We start from the raw sequence: 17,266 nt of genomic DNA, 5'->3' as shown, positions 1-17,266 counted from the left end.
CTCGGGGAACGTCGCGCGCGGCGAAAGGTTGTTGCGGCGCTTATTCAACGAGGAGGAGAACATGAAGAGACTGTTCCTGCTAACCGCGGCGGCCGTTCTGATCTCGACCGGCGCATTCGCGCAATCCACCGTGACCACGACCGGAACCGGTCACGCGGTCGTTCAGATCGAGCCGGAATATCGCACCAGAATCAAATCCTACGTCACCGAGCACCGGGTGCGTCCGGTCACGACGAAGGAGAAGATCATCGTCGGCGCAAAGGTGCCGAGCGACGTCGAGCTCGAAGCGGTTCCGGCCGATTGGGGCGCGTCCCTCACCAAATATCGCTACGTCTATTCCGGCGAACGCGTGATGCTGGTGGATCCGGGCACACGGACGGTCGTTCAGGAAATCGATTGATCTTGACGGGCGAGCGGCCGCCGCGCAGGCGGTCGCCTGCCGGAATTGATCGCATGAAACCGCATCGAGAGGCGGGGATCGCCGGGGTCATTCTGGCGGCCATCTACGCCGTGTGTCTGTTGCTGACCGCAATCAGCATGAGCTGAGGCGCGGAGATCGGCGCGCGCGCTGCAAAATCCTTCTGGACCGCTCGTCGCATGCGAAAACCATGGCGCCGTGCCAGTCCTGCCCGTATGGTTCTCGCCAAAATCATAAGCCGGCGCCGCCGCGCCGGAAGCGGGACAAGCGCGTTTGTCAAAGCTCACCCTGCCGGTCCGGCTCGCTCTCCTGGTCGCGGGAACGACGCTGCCGATGATCGTCTTCGCGGTCGGCATTGCCTTCTACCATTACAAGCAGGACCGCAGCGACGCGGCGCGCCGCGTGCTGGAGAACGTGCGCAGCATGCGCCTCGTGCTGGATTCGGAGGTGCAGCGCATGACCGGCAGTTTGCAGGTGCTGGCGCTGACGAACTCACTGAGCAACGACGACTTCCCGAACTTCCGTCGCATCGCGCTCGGCTTCCTCAATCAGTACGGGAAGGACGGCCTGTTGCTGATCTCCGACCGCAAGGGCAGGCTGTTGTTCTCCAGCACCTCGGAGAATACTGCGAGCCTGCCGCTGCATGGCAATCTGGAGATCGTCGAGAAGGTGTTCGCGACCGGGACGCCGCAATATTCCGATCTGTTCACGGGCGCGATCAATGGACGGCAGGTATTGACCGTCGAGGTGCCAGTGCTTCGGAATGGCGAGGTGATCTACGCCCTCAGCTTCAGCCCGCCGATCGGCGTCTTCCAGGAGCTGATCGAGAAGCAGCGGCCGGACCAGCAATGGACGGTGTCCCTGCTCGACACCTCAGGCACGGTATTCGCCCGCGTGCCAAATCCCGGCGAGACCTTCGGCAAGCGCGCATCGCCTTCGCTATACGCGGAAATGTTTCGCGCGCCCGAGGCAACGCTGTCGTCGGTCTCGCTCGACGGCGTTGCGCTCGCCTCCGCCTACACGCGATCCCGGCTCACCGGCTGGACGGTGGCGGCGGGCGTCCCCGAGAGCTCATTGATCGCCCCGCTCTGGCGCAACATCGCGATCACCGGCCTGATCGGCGGCATCCTGCTGCTGATCGGCCTCACCTTCGCGGTCCGGATGGCAACCGCGATCGCGCGCGGCGAGATGCTGCACGATCTCCTGATCGAGGAGCTCAACCACCGCGTCAAGAACACGCTGGCCCTGATGCAGGCAATCGCGGTGCAGACCTTCCGCAGCGCAAGCCGTGACGAGCGGGCCAAGTTCGAGGGTCGGCTCGGCGCGCTGGCGGAGGCGCATAATCTGCTCAGCCAGGAGAAATGGGCGGGCTCGGAGCTGAGGGACGTCATCGCCCGTGCGCTTCAGCCGTTCCTGCTGAACAGTCCCGACCGCATCCGCATGGCCGGCCCCGCCGTGCCGCTGTCGCCGCGACTCGCCGTGGTGCTGTCGATGATCGTGCACGAGATCGCCACCAATGCGGCGAAATACGGCGCGCTGTCGAACGAGACCGGCCGGGTGACGCTCGACTGGGAGATCATCGCCGAGACGCCGAAGCCGCGGTTGCGCCTGATCTGGACCGAGATGGGCGGACCGCCGGTAACCGCGCCGGTGCGGCGCGGTTTCGGCTCGCGCCTGATCGAGCGCAGCGCCCGCGACCAGCTCGGCGGCGAGGCAACCGTCGACTTCCTGCCGCGCGGCGTCGTCTGCACGGTGACTTGCACGCTGGACGAGACACGCTGAACAGGGACCATCGACGGCATCTAACCGTCTCTCGCGCGTTCAACGCCGCGACAGCTCGGCGCGGCCCGGCGTGCGTTTGCGATAACGCGCACCCGCCCGGAGCAGGATCGGGCAAAGCATGGCCGCTTCAGGAAAGACGCTGTGCCGTCACGCCCATAGAACACGCGCCGACCCGTGCAAATACGGACGGCTGATGTGCAGCCTGAGACGATCAGGAGGAGCCGCACAATGATCGGGAGCACCGCACCCATGAGCAATCCCTCGCCAAAGAAGCTGACGGGCGAAACGCCGAGCGATTGGCTCAGACGGACGCGTTAGCAGCAATCCCGCGACAGGGACGGCAATCGCGCTGGGGCAGTCGAACATCCGGTTCGCTAGATATCGCAGGAACGGACCATGCCGACGGAGACAACAATGGACTGGAAATGCCTTGCAATTGCTCCACGCCGCAAAGCCATCGCAACGGCGCTCCTGTACGGGTTCTCACTCACCGTGCGTCTCACCTCACCGACCGCCGAGGAGACACCGGCACTGGGCGCCACTCCGCTAACGTCAATCCTGATCAATGATGATTGGCCGAGGAAAGCTGCCGTGCCGGTGGCGCTGCGCGGCTGGGCATCAAGCCCGAGAAGCTGCCGGGCCGCCTGTGGAAGCCCCGCGCTGCTGTCGTCGCTGCCAGCCTGCACTGCCCCGTAAGGCCGCAGCGTCCACCGTTTCACCACTTGGCGTCATCGCCGCCCGCAGCAGGCTCCGCCGATTTTGAGCGGCGGCGACGACGCACTTCTGTCCCGAAACCGAACTCAGGAGTGAATCACATGCGACTGAACGCGGCCGCGGAGCTGCTGGGCGTTCCGACCAGGCCCTACCACCAGAAGGCCTGTCTCGACCTCGGCGAAGCCGGCGCGCTGTTCACGCGCGGCTGGGAACGCAAGGTCGAGATGGTCGGCGACGTCGCCAAGAAGCCGAAGCGGGAGATCAACACCATCTGGATCTACCCGCCGAAGCCCGAGCGCGCCGCCGCGCCAGCCTCAGCCGATCCGGAGGGTGTGACCGATCTCTAGACGGGCGAAGCGATGACGGCCACGCGTCCTGGCTGCGTGGCCCGTTCAACCAGGACCAGCCAGAAGCCGTCCATGAGACAGGAGCCACACATATGAACCTGCACAACACCTCATATCCCCAGGCATCGGGTCCCGAAGAGCTGGTGCCGTCGCGCTACGCGCTGAAGATCGGCGATATCGACGTGCTGGTGGTCAGCGACGGCGTGCTGCCGCTGCCGACCACGATGCTGGCGCACAACGCCAGCCCCGCCGAGCGGGCGGCCTGGCTGCACGACATGTTCCTGCCGCAGGACGCTTTCGACTGGGCGTTGAACGCGGTCATGGTGCGCAGCGGCGACAAGACCATCCTGATCGACGCGGGCCTGGGCTCCGACCCGGACTTGCAGCTGCCGCGGGCCGGGCAGTTGATCAGGCGCCTGGAGGCCGCCGGCATCGATCTTTCGGCCGTGACCGATCTGGTGCTGACCCATTTGCACATGGACCACGTCGGCGGGCTGCTCGTCGACGGCGTGAAGCAGCGGCTGCGCAAGGACCTGCGCATCCACGTGGCGGCCGCCGAGGTCAGGTTCTGGGAGGCGCCCGATTTCTCCCACACCAACATGCCGCAGGGATTCCCGGACGCGCTTCGGGCCACCGCCAAGCGGTTCGTGAAGGAGTACGGCAGCCAGTTGCGGACGTTCGATGAGACGCAGGAGATCGCGCCCGGCGTCATCGCTCGTCGCACCGGCGGTCACACCCCCGGACACAGCGTGGTTCGCGTGGCGTCCGGCGGCGACGCACTGACCTTCGCGGGCGATGCCGTGTTTGCGGTCGGGTTCGAACAGCCCGACTGGCACAACGGCTTCGAGCACGACCCCCAGGAGGCAGCGCGCGTTCGTATCCGTCTGCTGCGCGAGCTCGCCGAGACCGGCGAGATGCTGGTGGCCACGCATTTGCCGTTCCCGTCAGTGGGCCGCGTGGCGATTGATGGCGAGGCGTTCCGCTGGGTGCCGGTGTTCTGGGATTACTGACGGCGTATCAGGCGAGGCCAAACCGGGGCGCGTGCTCATGACCTTCGTGAGTCCGCGCCCTGGTTCAAATCACCAGTGATGCGCTCGGCATCCGCGGCACATGCGAGGACCCGCCTCGGGCCCTCACGATCCCGCCTGCGACAATTCCAGACGGCCAGTATGGCCTCCGTCCATCGTCCCGGATATAGCGAGACATTCCGTTGAACGATGTGCTTGGAGCCTCGCAGGAATGACCTCTGCAAATCCCGAACTTGTCATTTTCGATTCGGACGGCGTCCTGGTCGATAGCGAGATCATTGCACTGACCGTGCTGGTTCAAACGGCATCCCAGGAAGGGATATCGATCAGCGTCAAAGACGCCATCCGTTCTTTCCGCGGGGTCAAGATGGCCGATTGCGTGCGTGAAATCGAGCACCGGCTAGGCCGCAGCGTCCGGGACAGTTTCATCGACGACGTTCGGCGAGCAACCGCGCTGGCGTTTGATGCCGAACTGAAGCCCGTCGATGGAATCCATGCGGCATTGGCCGAAATCGACGTTCCGGTTTGCGTAGCATCCAACGGCCCCATGTCGAAGCTGACGCATGCCCTCGGATTGACCAAACTGCTGGAGCATTTCGAAGGACGCATCTTCAGTGCGTATGAGGTTGGTTCGTGGAAGCCGGACCCCGGCCTGTTCCTGCATGCCGCACAAACGTTGAGCGTTCACCCCTCACGTTGCATCGTTGTTGAGGACTCGTTGTCCGGAGTTCGCGCGGCAAAGGCCGCAGGAATGAAAGTCCTCGGTTTTACCGGAGGGGATATCGGAGCTGAGCGAGAATTGTCGGAGGCCTGTGACGACCTCTTTCATCGAATGAGCGACCTGCCGGCTTTGCTACGCATGGAATGATCGCGGCACTCCGCCATGGCACACGACCTACCCGATCGTCTGCAGCGCCGGGAACGTCTCGAGCAGCCAGATGCTCACATTGGAGACCGCGCCGGTGAGAAAGCCGATGCCCGTGATCACCATCAACACGCCCATGGCGCGCTCGACGTTGACGAGCTGACCCTTCATGCGCGCGAACAGCGTGGAGAACTGCTCGATCATCAGCGCGGCGATCAGGAAGGGAATGCCGAGGCCCGCCGAATAGACCGCGAGCAGGCCCGCGCCCTTCGTCACCGTGGCTTCGGCCGCGGCGATCGAGAGGATCGCCGCCAGGATCGGGCCGATGCAGGGCGTCCAGCCGAAGGCGAAGGCGAGACCCATGATGTAGGCACCCCAGAGGCCGACGGGTCTTGGGATCGGCAGCCGGCCCTCGCGCATCAACAGGCCGATGCGCGTCAGCCCGAGGAAGTGCAGGCCCATGATGATGATGACGATGCCGGCGAGGATCGACAGCTCGGCCGACCAGGCCCGGATCAGCCCGCCGATCAGCGAGGCGCTGGCGCCGAGCGCCACGAACACTGTGGAGAAGCCGAGCACGAACAGCAGCGCCGACATCATGATCGCGCGCTTGGAGGCCGAGGCCGGCTCCTCGCTCTCGACATGCTCGATCGTCGCGCCCGTGAGATAGATCAGGTACGGCGGAACCAGTGGCAGGACGCAAGGGGAGAGGAAGCTGACGAGGCCGGCAATCAGCGCCGCCGGGATCGAAACATTTTGCATGATGCAGTCGGAGCCATCCCAGGCCCCCGTGCGGCGCGCAGGAAACGCACGCGGCCCGGAGCGCCGGCTCTGGTGTAGCCGATGCCGGGAAATGCGCAACACGGGCGCACAAAACCAGGGCTCCTCCCGATGCCGTCCGTGATCACAGATGCGGCATCGGGACGCACACAAACCTCGCCAAAAAGCGAGACCAGGCGGCTTGGCTACTTCACCACGCGGAGCAGCGGACGCCGGGGCTGGTCCTGCGTCTGCTTGGAACGGGGCGGCGGTTCGCTTCCGGCGTTCCGCAGCATTTCGTCGCACAGCGCCTTGAGATCGGCGCTGTCAATTCCTTTGAGTTTCATCCGCACGTCGAGGATGACAATCGACAGCAGCTCGGCCGACTCGCGACTGTTCATCTCGCTGAGCGCCCTGCGGCACTCCTCGAGCGTTTCCAGCACCGACTGCAACTGTTCGTCTGAATGCGACACCGGGCGTTCTTTCCGTTAATTCGGCCTGCGAGACGTATTTGCGACGACCCCTTTGGCCCCCATGGGAGACCAAGGATAACACGAGGGCGCGACGCCTCTGAACATGATTTCAATGTGTTTCTGCGCTGATTCGGCGGTTCCGGCGCACATCGGCCCGCCGCAACGTTGGCCATCGTCGAGAGAGCCAAGGAGAGAACGCCTGTTGCGTTGGGATTGATCCATGCACGGAGTTGGAAGTGCCGCTAGCACAAGGATGTCCATTGCGGACAGCGCCGACAATCCCGCAGCCATCTGAAGGCTCGCAACGGAACTCACGCGACACCCCTCAATTCAGGCGATCGTCTGCCTGATTCCCAGCCCTTGGCCGCACCATGATACCAACCGCGCGGCAGTAAGGATGGCGTTCAAAACTCGTCACCCCCGCAACCCGCCGTGGTTGTGGTTTGCGCCAGATTCTGCCAGTTTAGCCGCCTGAAGGGACTTGTATGCACTCCTTGGCGGAAAGGGGCGTTCCTCCAGAGGAACGCCCAAAAACAAATCTCAGCGGCCTCTCCGATTGGGACGCGGCGCGCATCTTCCTGGAAGTCGTCCGCTGCCGAAGTTTCCGCTCGGCGGCCGAACGGCTGTCCTTGTCGATCAACGCTGTCCGGCGCCGCATTGACGATTTCGAGCGCCAGACCGGCACCACTCTGTTCACCCGCGACGTCCACGGCACTCATCTGACCGACGAGGGCGCGCTCGTCGTCTCCGCCGTCGAGCGGATGGAAGCAGCCGCATTCGACGTGTTGCGCACCAGCGATTCGACCGGCAACGTCCTGTCCGGCGAGGTCCGCGTCGCCGTCACCGAGGGTCTCGGCACGTTCTGGCTCGCTCCGCGCCTGGTCGAATTCCAGCAGACCTATCCGAAGATCCTGGTCGACTTGCATTGCGCGATGCGCTCGGCCGACGTCTCGCGCCACGAGGCCGACGTCGCCATCCACCTGTCGCGGCCTTCTGCGCTCGACGTCAAGCTGGTGCGGCTCGGCCGCATGCATCTGATGTTCTGGGCTTCGGAGAAGTACCTCGAGAAATACGGCACGCCGCGCTCGGCCCATGAATTGATCAAGCATCGCCTGGTGCTCCAATTCGCCGACCAACTCGCGGCCAAGGAGACTTTTGAGAGCTTCTTCCCGGGCGTTCAGGAACGTGATCTTCTGGTCATGAAGACGAACGTCTCAAGCGCCAATTACTGGGCGGTCGCGAATGGCGCCGGAATCGGCGTATTCCCGAGTTACGCCATTGCGCTTGGCGGGAAGCTGATTCCACTGGAGGTCGAATTGAACCGGCCGTTGGATATCTGGTTGTCCTACCATCCCGGTAGCGGCCGCATCCCGCGCGTTCGGCACATGATTGACTGGCTGATCGAGGCTTTCGATCCGGCTCGCTTCCCGTGGTTTAAGGAAGAGTTCGTGCACCCGCATGAATTCAAGGACTCGTACATGGGCGAACCCCTGACCCAGCTCTTCGGGGGATTTTCAACCGAAGAACGTGAGAAACGACTATGAAAACAGCGGCGAAAAGAATGAAGCAGCGCAGTGCCGGCAAGCCGGACATCGAGCTTGGCAAGCGGATCCGTCTGCGGCGCGTCGAGATGAAGATCTCGCAGGCCGAGCTCGGCGAAAAGCTCGGCGTGAGCTTCCAGCAGGTCCAGAAGTACGAGAAGGGCGTCAATCGCGTCGGTGCGGCCCGCCTGCAGCAGATCGCCTCCGCCCTCGACGTGCCCGTGACGTTCTTCTATGACGGCGACAACAAGGCACGCGAAGTCGAAAGCCTGCTCTTCCTCGATTCGGCTTTCAGCCTCCGCCTGCTGCGCGCCTACAGCAAGATCAAGGACCAGACGGTACAGCGTCAGCTCGTCTCGCTGATGGAATCGATCGCGGCCAACGAAAGCTGAGCCGATCGACGGTCTGGCCTTGACGGCCAACGTTCAATCCGCCGCGTCGCGGGGGCGCGGCCGGATTGACGAGATCGGCTGGATCAGATCTTCTGAACCGGGTTCGGCGTGCGCCATCCGCGCGCGGCCTTCGTATTTCAGGGCGGCCTGGCCGCCCCTTTTTCTGCCTTTTCCCCTCCCCCATCGCGGTTTTCGCGAACCGAATCCGCCCTTGCCGCGACCCAATCGAGAGACGCCGCGGGCGGACGCGCGGAGCTTTCGACTGCCGCGCTTAATGGGACCTCAACACCGGTGCCCTAATTTTCCGTCGATTCGCGAATCGGCGTACGCAGCGCGGCGGCCGAAAATTGCCCATGCGAGCGCCCGTCCCGGCCTCGCTCTCTTGGGGAAGATGAAACACATGTCGAAATGCCATGCGATGATCATCGCCGTCGGCGTGCTCGCCAGCGCTTCTGCGCTGGCACAAACCGAGACCGTCGGACAGGCCACCCCCAAGCCGGCGACGGCCGGGACAGTGTCGGCCGCGGCCAATCCGGCCCACGCAGCTGCGCCGAAAGCCGCAACGACGCCCGCCTCGACGCCGGAAAGCCGCTCGGCCGCGGCGCTCGCGTTGACGCACGAGCCGACCTTTGACGAAGGCTCCGCCCAGCGCATCAAGGAGGCCGCGTTCAGCTATTCCGCACTCGCCGTGCGCGGCGGCTGGCCGACGATCCCTGCGGATGCCAAATTCGCACTCGGCGTCCAGGGCACCAGCGACGATCTCCTGCGCGAGCGATTGATCCTCTCCGGCGATCTGTCCGCCGACAAAACCACCGGCGCCTTCGACCAGGATCTCGTCGACGCGGTGAAGCGCTTCCAGGCACGTCACGGCCTCGCGCCCACCGGCACGGTGACGCCGCGCACGCTCGCGGCGATGAACGTCTCCGTGCAGAAGCGCATCCGCCAGCTCGAGGCCTCGCTCGAACGGCTCGAGAACTTGAATTTCGGCTTCGGCGAGCGCTATGTCGTGGTCAACATCCCCGCCGCCTTTGCCGAAGCGGTCGAGAACGACGTCGTGGTGCGGCGCTATCGCGTCATCGTCGGCAAGACCGAAAAGCCCTCGCCGACGCTCACGGCCCAGATCACCAGCGTTGTCCTCAACCCGACCTGGACGGTGCCGGCCTCGATCGCCAGGACCGAGATATCCGCGCATATGCGGAAAGATCCGACCTATCTGTCGCGCATGCACATGGAGGTGCTCGACGCCCACGACAATCCGATCGATCCGCATTCGGTCGACTGGTCCGGCACGCACACGCCGAACTTCACGGTGCGCCAGCAAAACGGCACCTTCAACGCGCTCGGCGCGGTCAAGATCGACATGCCGAATTCCTATTCGGTCTACATGCATGACACCAACCAGCGCAATTTGTTCAGCGACGACTACCGCTTCGATTCCCACGGCTGCTCGCGCGTCGACAATGTGCGCGATCTCGCCGCCTGGCTGCTCAAGGATCAGCCGAAATGGAGCCGCGCCGCGATCGACGCGGAAATCGCCAGCGGCCAGCACCTGGAGGTCGCCATGGCGAAGAAGGTGCCGGTGGCCTGGATCTATCTCACGGCGTGGATGACCAAGGACCAGACCATCCAGTTCCGCAACGACGTCTATAATCAGGACGAGCAGCTGCTGGAGGCGACCGCCGAAGAGGCGGCGTTCTTCGGTAAGGCGGCCGACCATCCGCTGACCGCGCACATGCATGTGACGCAGTAGGCGCTTCTCGGCCCATGCAATTGCGGCACAGGCGGGTGCGAAGCCCCTCGCCTGGCCGCGGTTGACCCCGGCCTCGGCCCGGCCGCACATTGCGCCTCGCCAACAACACGCGAGCGCCGCGATGCCCGAGATTTCCGACGAAAAGTCATATGCCGACGGCAAGATCCTGCAGCACGCCACCGATGGCGTCGGCGTGATCACCTTCAACAATCCCGACAAGCGCAACGCGATGTCGCTGGAGATGTGGCAGGGATTTGGCGAGGCGTTGACGGCCTTGCGCGACGACGACGCAGTGCGCGTCGTGATCCTGCGCGGTGCCGGCGGCAAGGCCTTCGTCTCAGGGGCCGACATCAGCCAGTTCGAGAAAACCCGTCACAACGCCGCCGCGTCCGAGGAATACGCCAGGCGCAGCGTCGCCCAGCGCGCGCTGCTTGCCGACTATCCGAAGCCGACCATCGCCTGCATCCAGGGTTTTTGCCTCGGCGGCGGCATGCAGGTCGCGATGCTCGCCGACATCCGCATCGCCTCGCGGGACAGCCAGTTCGGCATTCCTGCGGCGAGGCTCGGCATCGCCTATGGCTATGACGGGTTGAAGCAATTGGTGTCGCTGGTCGGCCCGTCCTGGGCGCGGCTTCTGATGTACGCGGGCATGCGCATCGATTCCGCCGAGGCGCTGCGCATCGGCCTCGTCGAGCGCGTGTTCCCGGAGGGCGAACTCTGGGGCGAGACCATGGCGATCGCCGAGACGATCTCGCAGAACGCCCCGCTCGCGATCAAGGCGGCCAAGATCACCATCGCGCAGGTCTTGAAGGACGAGGGCGCGCGCAACATGGACGCGATCAAGGCGATCGGCACCGCATGCATGGATTCGGCGGATTTCCGCGAGGGCCGTCAGGCCTTCATGGAGAAGCGCAAGCCGAAGTTTCAGGGGCGGTGAATGAACCCGCATTCAGGAAGATTAAATTCCTCTCCCGCCTGCGCTGCGGGAGCAACCAATTGATCTGTCGCAAGTTCTCCGGCTACCAACGAGGGAGATTGCGATGAAACTCAAACTTGCTGTTCTTGGTCTGGCTGCCATGGGCGGTATGGCGGTCGCTTCGGGACCGGCCCTTGCGGCAATGCCGAACGGCATTCCACAGGCGGACCAGATGGCAAAAGGCCCGGCCGCCGACCTCGACCAGGTGCGTTGGGTCTGTAACCCCTGGGGCCGTTGCTTCTGGCGCCCGAACTACTACGGCGCCTACGGCTACTATGGCGGCCCGCGCCGGTTCTACGGACCGCGCCCGTGGGGCTGGGGCCACCGCCACTGGCACCGCTGGTGAAGGGGGCCGCAAGGCCCCCTTTCGTCGGAGGCGTTTGATCAGCCGACCAGCGCTCGGTCCGGATAGCCAGCACGTGCTTCTGGAAACGAGGAAGGGATCATCGCCGAGTTAAAGTCAGCTATGGTTCCGTTGGCGGCCGCGCCCCAAACACCTCGATCAGGCGAAAGCGCTCGCACATGAGCATCATGTGTTCGCTGAATCGTCCGAGCCGGCCGAAATAGGCGCGATGAGCGCTGCGCCAATAGGCCAGGCTTCGGTCGCCTTCGCCCTCGTCATAGGCAAACGCGCAGTCGACGTCATGGAAGCGCCGATATGTGATCTCGGTGCTTTCGATGACGCAGCGCGGCTCTCCCCGTCCATCGAGCACGACCCAGCGCTCGCCGGGCGTAGACGTGTTCGGCTCGTCTTCCGTGCTGCAAGTTGCGGTCTTGATGCCCCTGACGACGAGATCGAGCAATTCGTCTGCGAGCCCAGGACTGTCGCCGAAAGCAAACGTCCGGAGGTGTTGATAGCGTTCGGGGACCTGCCTGCTCATCCGCTTCCTTTTCAGAGTGCGGCGATCACTGCTTTCGTGATGTCGGCGGTGCCGTTGCTGCCGCCAAATTCCATCGGCTTGATGCCGCCGGCATAGACACGGTCCACGGCACGCTCGATGGTCTCGCCAGCTTCCGCCGCACTCTCCACGCCATGCTTCTCGGCGAGCCAGTCCAGCATCATCGCGGCCGACAGGATCATGCCGGTGGGGTTGGCTTTGCCCTGCCCCATGATGTCGGGCGCCGTGCCGTGGCAAGGCTGGAACACGGCGTATTTGTCACCGATGTCGGCGGACGGGGCCATGCCGAGACCGCCGATCAGGCTCGCCGTGATGTCGGAAACGATGTCGCCGAACATGTTCTCCATCACCATCACGTCGAAATCCCAGGGACGCTTGACCAGCATCGCCGAGCAGGCATCGACATAGAGCCGGTCGGTCTTCACGTCGGGATGCTTCTTCTCGATCTCGTCGAAGATGCTACGGAAGAACGCGAACGCCTTGAACACGTTCGCCTTGTCGACGCAGGTGAGCATCCCGGGCTTGCCGCGCGCTTTGCGCCGTTCCGCGAGGCGGAACGAGAACTCGAACAGGCGCTCGGAGGTCTTTCGCGTGATCACCATGGTCTCGCGCGCATCCTCGTGAGTGACGACGCCCTTGCCCATCGAGGCGAACAGGCCCTCGGTGGATTCGCGGATCACGACGAGATCGATGCCGCGCCTGTCCGCGCCGACGATCGGGCTCGGCACGCCGGGGATGAGGCGCGCCGGGCGCACGCCGGCATAGAGATCGAAGATGAAGCGCAGCTCGATCTGCGGCGCGATCTCGGTGTTATCAGGATAGCGCACCGACGGCAGGCCGCAGGCACCGAGCAGGATCGCATCGGCCTCGTCGCACAGCTTGATCGTGCTGTCCGGCATCGACTTGCCGGTGGCCAGATAATTGTTCGCGCCGGCCGGCGCCTCGGTGAAGCGGAAGCCGAGACCGGATTTCTCGCCGACCTTGCGCAGCACCTCGAGCGCCGGCGCCATGACTTCGGGACCAATGCCGTCTCCGGCGAGCACGGCAATGTGGAAGGCGTTGTTTGCGGACATGGGGGTTCCTGCGCGATGGTCGGAGTAATCTCGTCATTGCGAGGAGCCCGCGACAAAATTGCGTAGCGATTTTGCGCTGGTGCGACGAAGCAATCCCGACTGTTTCCGCGGAGGGATTTCTGGATTGCTTCGCTGCGCTCGCAATGACGGTGGACAGACTTGTGACTACGGCGTCAGCACCGTGCGGCCGACCACCGCGCCCTGCTGCAATTGCACCAGCGCGTCGTTGGCCTTGGCGAGCGGGGCCGTCGTCACCGGGATCGGCGGCACCTTCTTGGTGCGGACGAGATCGAGCAGTTCCTGCGTTTCGCGCAGGTTTCCGACATAGCTGCCCTGGATCGTCACCGCCTTGATCGGAATCAGCGGCAGCGCCCAGGTCGCGCCGCCGCCGAACAGGCCGACGATGACGAGCTTGCCGCCCTTGGTCAGGCAGTCGAAGCCGAGCTGGGTCGTGGCGGAGTTGCCGACGAGGTCGATCACGGCGCGGATCGGCCCGCCCGCCTTCTTCGCAAGCTGCTCCAGCGCATCCGGCGCCCTGGGATCGACGGTCGAGAGCGCACCGGCCTTCTCGGCGGCTTCGCGCTTCCTGGCGTCGATATCGACCATGATCGCGCCCTTGCCGCCCATCGCCTTCAGCAGCGACAGCGCCATCAGGCCGAGGCCGCCGGCGCCGAACATCACGATCGGCGTGTCGAAATGCTGCTCGACCTTCTTCAGCGCGCTGTAGGTGGTGACGCCCGAGCAGGCATAGGGCGCGGTCGTCGCGGGATCGAGCCCCTTGAGGTTGAGCAGATAGCGCGGATGCGGCACCAGCATGTGGTCGGAGTAGCCGCCGTCGCAATAAACGCCGAGCGAGCGCGGCGTCAGGCACATGTTCTCGTCACCGCCGAGACACGTGGCGCACTTGCCGCAGCCGATCCAAGGATAGACCAGGCCGACATCGCCGAGCTTGAGATCGCCCTGGTCGGTCGGCTTCACATCGGGGCCGAAGGCCAGCACTTCGCCGACGGTCTCGTGCCCCATCGTCAGCGGCAGGTTGATGCCGCGATCCTTCAGCGACAGGGGCTTGCGGCCGTGGCCGAGATCGTAGCCACCTTCCCAGATGTGGAGGTCGCTGTGGCAGACGCCGGCGGCCTTCACCTTGATCAGCACCTGCGTGCCCGAGGGCCGCGGCGTCGCCTCGTCGAACTCCTGCAGCGGCGCCTTGAAATCGGCAACCTTGAAACTCTTCATCGGAATCCTCCCGGCATCCTTGTCGTTCTCGCCCTCACCATGCCATGACCGGCGAGACGAGACAAATTCGCTCCTGTCTAGTTTACGGCGATCGAGAATAGCAACCCGACGGCGTGCAAGGCCGCATTGCTTGCGGCACGAAGCCGTTCAGCCTGTCTCGGCCGTTTTGCCTGACGGAATTAGCGCACCGCTCGCAAGGCCGATCTCATGTCGCAATGCATCAGTGTGCGCGCCAAGCGCGGACACCGTCTTGGCCGGCGTCGTGTCGGCCCCCGACATCCGGAATGGCAGGTTGAGCACCTGGAACGAGCCGCCCTCGTCCCGCACTTCCGAGAGCGCCTGGCGATGGGCAAGCTGCGGATCGGCCAACGCCTCCGACACGGTGCGATAAGCGGAGGCCGGGACGCCGGCCGCGCCAAGCGCGAGCAGGCATGCATCGGTCGAAAGCTGCCGCGACCAGACCTCGACGCCGTCCATCAGCGCCGCCCAGTTCTCGCGGCGCGGGGCGTAGCTGGCGAAGCGTGGATCGGAGACCCATTCGGGGCGGCCGATCACTCCCATCAGGGCCTGGAATGTCTTCTCGCTCGCGACCGTGATCATCACATAGCCGCTTGCCGTCTCGGTCGGCCCGAACATCGGGCGCGGCGGCGGCGCCACCTCGAATTGCGAGCTCTGCAACTCGGTCAGAGTCAAGGACAGCATCGATTCCAGCATGGAGACGTCAATGTGCTGGCCGAGCCCGGTCACGGTGCGTTGATAGAGCGCGGACGCGATCGCGCCAAAACCGTAGGTGCCGGTGACGACGTCGGCGTGATAGATACCGCAATAGTCGGGCCTGTGACGGCCCGGCTGATAGGCGAGATGCGCCATGTCGTAGCCCGACGCGGCGTGGATCACCGGCGCATAGGCCGGCAGCTCCGCCGAGGGGCCGGTCTGGCCATAGCCGGAGATCGAGCAGTAGATCAGCCTCGGGTTGACCGCACGCAGCCTGTCATAGTCGAGCCGTAGCCGGTGCATCACGCCGGGGCGGAAGTTCTCGACCAGGATGTCGGCGGTCGCGGCCAGCCGGTAGACGGCGTCCCTGCCGTCCTCGGATTTGAGATCGAGCACCAGGCTCTTCTTGCCGACATTGAGCTGGCCGAACGCGGTGCTGCAGCCCTTGCGCAGGGGCGGCCGGGTCCGCATCGTCTCCCCGCCATAGGTCTCGATCTTGATGACCTCGGCGCCCATGTCGGCTAGCATGCGCGCGCAGTGCGGACCGGCGATCGTTGTCGAAAAATCCAGGACCCGCAGGCCCGCGAAAGCCTTTGTCGTCGTCCCCTTACGCTGATCTTGTAGCTGCATGCGTGCCGCGTCTCCCTGGGGCCCCCTCAGGAACCATGGATGTTCTCTCTTGTTGGTGCGGCGACCCTAGAGGGCGGCGGCCGAGTAGGAAAGTCTTTACCGAACAGACGCGTCTTGCGGCGGACTTGAGAATTTCCGGGGCAACTGGACCCGTTCTTGCATAGCAGCAAACGGGATCGGATGAGGGCAGCAGTTCTTGAGGGTCTTGTTCGTTACGACAGAGATGGACGACTTCGTCCGCGTCGGCGGACTTGGAGCCGTTTCCGCTGCCCTGCCCCGGGCGCTGCGCCCCTTCGCCGATATCCGGATCATGCTGCCCGGCTATCGCGACATCATCGAGCAACTCACGCACATCCAGATCGTCGGCCGCTGCCCGGCGTTCGCGGAGCTGCCGGCCTGCTCGCTCGGCCGTGCCGCGACCAAGGACGGCCTGCCGGTCTATGTGCTGCTGTGCTCGCAGCTCTATGATCGGCCCGGCAATCCCTATGGCGATGAGGCCGGGCACGACTGGCCCGACAACGACATCCGCTTCGCGCGCTTCGCCTCGGCAGCCGCTGAGCTGGCCATGGGCAAGCTGGACAAGAATTGGGCAGCGGACCTGGTCCATGCCAACGACTGGCAGGCCTCGCTCGTGCCAGCCTATCTCGCCTGGCGCGGCGCGAGGCTGCCGTCGATCCTGACCATTCACAACCTCGCCTATCAGGGCCTCTTCCCGAAGGAGTCGCTGCGACGGATCGGCGCACCGGAGAGCTCCTTCCACATCGACGGCGTCGAGTTCTACGATCAGGTCTCCTTCCTCAAGGCGGGCCTCGTCTACGCTTCGCACCTTACCACCGTCAGCGGCACCTATGCGCGGGAGATCACCACGGCCGAATTCGGCTGCGGGCTGGAAGGCCTGCTCCGCCTGCGCTCGGACGCGGCCGAACTCACCGGCATCCTCAACGGCATCGACGAGAGCTGGGACCCGCGCTATTGCGCACAGCTCGCCCAGCAGTTCGGCGCCGGCGACTGGGTCGGCAAGAAGGCCAATGCGGATTACGTGCGCAAGCAGTTCGGGCTTGCGGTATCGCGCGGACCGATGTTCGGCATCGTCGCCCGCCTCGTGCACCAGAAGGGCATCGACCTCGTGCTGGCTGCGGCCGACGAGATCATCGATGCCGGCGGGCAGATCGTGGTCACGGGCTCCGGCGAGCCGGCGCTCGAGCAGGCACTGATCAACGCCCACCGCCGCCGTCCCGACGCCATCGGGGTCGCGATCGGCTTCAACGACGCCCAGGCGCGGCGCATCTTTGCCGGCAGCGACTTCACCTTGATGCCATCGCGGTTCGAGCCCTGCGGCCTCAGCCAGATGTACGCACAGCGCTTCGGCTCGTTGCCGATCGGTCACCAGACCGGCGGCCTTGCCGAAACCATCAGCGACGGCGAGACCGGCTTCCTGTTCTCGAAACCGTCACATGAATCCTTCCTCGGCGGCGTGCGACGGGCCTTCGCGGCCTTCATGGCCCACGACCAGCTCGACACCATGCGCCGCAGCGCCATGGGACGATCGTTCTCCTGGCGCATCTCGGCCGGCAGCTACAGCGCGCTGTATAGGAAGCTGGCGTCGGTGTGAGGCTGAGCCGTTTCCGCGCACTCCTTCATTGCGAGCGCAGCGAAGCAATCCAGAATCTTT

Annotated in this window: 16 protein-coding genes and 1 pseudogene; 11 read left to right on the top strand and 6 right to left on the bottom strand. The window is 64.7% G+C overall.

The features are described from left to right. The first annotated feature begins 61 nt into the window (after nt 1-61). The 5 genes and pseudogenes from ACNJYB_RS11530 (at nt 62) to ACNJYB_RS11510 (ending at nt 5,157) form a co-directional block, all read left to right on the top strand. On the top strand, nt 62-400 hold the full coding sequence (locus ACNJYB_RS11530) for a DUF1236 domain-containing protein (RefSeq protein ID WP_439374065.1): 339 nt from the start codon (nt 62-64) through the stop codon (nt 398-400). Nucleotides 401-691: 291 nt separating this feature from the next. Beyond that, nucleotides 692-2,200 (top strand): sensor histidine kinase, encoded by a 1,509-nt coding sequence (locus ACNJYB_RS11525; protein WP_439374064.1) that lies wholly within the window; start codon nt 692-694, stop codon nt 2,198-2,200. An 824-nt stretch (nt 2,201-3,024) separates the two neighbouring features. After that, nucleotides 3,025-3,261: pseudogene (locus tag ACNJYB_RS11520) on the top strand (NAD(P)/FAD-dependent oxidoreductase); the annotation flags it as partial. Nucleotides 3,262-3,353: 92 nt separating this feature from the next. Next, nucleotides 3,354-4,271 carry an MBL fold metallo-hydrolase gene (locus tag ACNJYB_RS11515; RefSeq protein ID WP_439374063.1) on the top strand — a complete coding sequence of 306 codons (918 nt, stop codon included), beginning with the start codon at nt 3,354-3,356 and terminating at the stop codon, nt 4,269-4,271. Between the two features lie 229 nt (nt 4,272-4,500). Further along, nucleotides 4,501-5,157, top strand: a complete 657-nt coding sequence (locus ACNJYB_RS11510) for an HAD family hydrolase (RefSeq protein ID WP_439374062.1) — start codon at nt 4,501-4,503, stop codon at nt 5,155-5,157. 27 nt (nt 5,158-5,184) lie between these two features. Here the strand turns inward: ACNJYB_RS11510 and ACNJYB_RS11505 are convergent, their stop codons facing one another. Then, complete coding sequence (locus ACNJYB_RS11505) at nt 5,185-5,916, bottom strand: cytochrome c biogenesis CcdA family protein (protein ID WP_439374061.1); 732 nt, start codon at nt 5,914-5,916, stop codon at nt 5,185-5,187. Nucleotides 5,917-6,119: 203 nt separating this feature from the next. Next, nucleotides 6,120-6,386 carry a hypothetical protein gene (locus ACNJYB_RS11500; protein WP_439374060.1) on the bottom strand — a complete coding sequence of 89 codons (267 nt, stop codon included), beginning with the start codon at nt 6,384-6,386 and terminating at the stop codon, nt 6,120-6,122. Nucleotides 6,387-6,871: 485 nt separating this feature from the next. Here ACNJYB_RS11500 and ACNJYB_RS11495 point away from each other — a divergent pair, with 485 nt between their 5' ends. The 5 genes from ACNJYB_RS11495 to ACNJYB_RS11475 all read left to right on the top strand — a co-directional run bounded on the left by ACNJYB_RS11495 (nt 6,872) and on the right by ACNJYB_RS11475 (nt 11,391). After that, the gene (locus ACNJYB_RS11495) at nt 6,872-7,930 is read left to right on the top strand and encodes a LysR family transcriptional regulator (protein ID WP_439374059.1); all 1,059 of its coding nucleotides are present in this window, start codon (nt 6,872-6,874) and stop codon (nt 7,928-7,930) included. Nucleotides 7,931-7,947: 17 nt separating this feature from the next. Beyond that, on the top strand, nt 7,948-8,319 hold the full coding sequence (locus ACNJYB_RS11490; protein ID WP_020608151.1) for a helix-turn-helix domain-containing protein: 372 nt from the start codon (nt 7,948-7,950) through the stop codon (nt 8,317-8,319). 400 nt (nt 8,320-8,719) lie between these two features. After that, nucleotides 8,720-10,069: a L,D-transpeptidase family protein gene (locus tag ACNJYB_RS11485; RefSeq protein WP_439374058.1), complete on the top strand. Its 1,350-nt coding sequence runs from the start codon at nt 8,720-8,722 to the stop codon at nt 10,067-10,069. Nucleotides 10,070-10,190: 121 nt separating this feature from the next. Next, nucleotides 10,191-11,006, top strand: coding sequence for an enoyl-CoA hydratase (locus ACNJYB_RS11480; protein ID WP_439374057.1), 816 nt, complete (start codon nt 10,191-10,193; stop codon nt 11,004-11,006). A 103-nt stretch (nt 11,007-11,109) separates the two neighbouring features. Next, nucleotides 11,110-11,391 (top strand): hypothetical protein, encoded by a 282-nt coding sequence (locus ACNJYB_RS11475; protein WP_439374056.1) that lies wholly within the window; start codon nt 11,110-11,112, stop codon nt 11,389-11,391. Nucleotides 11,392-11,509: 118 nt separating this feature from the next. On the opposite strand, the gene ACNJYB_RS11470 is transcribed toward ACNJYB_RS11475, so the two are convergent. From ACNJYB_RS11470 to ACNJYB_RS11455, 4 genes are all read right to left on the bottom strand, one after another. Further along, a complete protein-coding gene (locus ACNJYB_RS11470) occupies nt 11,510-11,926 on the bottom strand; it encodes an ASCH domain-containing protein (RefSeq protein ID WP_439374055.1) in 417 nt (138 codons plus the stop codon). An 11-nt stretch (nt 11,927-11,937) separates the two neighbouring features. Next, nucleotides 11,938-13,017 carry an isocitrate/isopropylmalate dehydrogenase family protein gene (locus ACNJYB_RS11465; RefSeq protein ID WP_439374054.1) on the bottom strand — a complete coding sequence of 360 codons (1,080 nt, stop codon included), beginning with the start codon at nt 13,015-13,017 and terminating at the stop codon, nt 11,938-11,940. Between the two features lie 165 nt (nt 13,018-13,182). Further along, nucleotides 13,183-14,250: an alcohol dehydrogenase gene (locus tag ACNJYB_RS11460; RefSeq protein WP_439374053.1), complete on the bottom strand. Its 1,068-nt coding sequence runs from the start codon at nt 14,248-14,250 to the stop codon at nt 13,183-13,185. Between the two features lie 147 nt (nt 14,251-14,397). Then, the gene (locus ACNJYB_RS11455; protein WP_439374052.1) at nt 14,398-15,594 is read right to left on the bottom strand and encodes a CaiB/BaiF CoA transferase family protein; all 1,197 of its coding nucleotides are present in this window, start codon (nt 15,592-15,594) and stop codon (nt 14,398-14,400) included. 196 nt (nt 15,595-15,790) lie between these two features. Here ACNJYB_RS11455 and glgA point away from each other — a divergent pair, with 196 nt between their 5' ends. Next, nucleotides 15,791-17,206: a glycogen synthase GlgA gene (gene glgA / locus ACNJYB_RS11450; protein ID WP_439374051.1), complete on the top strand. Its 1,416-nt coding sequence runs from the start codon at nt 15,791-15,793 to the stop codon at nt 17,204-17,206. Nucleotides 17,207-17,266 lie beyond the last annotated feature (60 nt).

Origin of the sequence: Bradyrhizobium sp. SMVTL-02 (assembly GCF_051853005.1) — a bacterium.
Lineage (GTDB): Bacteria > Pseudomonadota > Alphaproteobacteria > Rhizobiales > Xanthobacteraceae > Bradyrhizobium.
The sequence above is the reverse complement of the archived record's forward strand: the minus strand, read 5'-3'. Positions and strand labels throughout refer to the sequence as shown.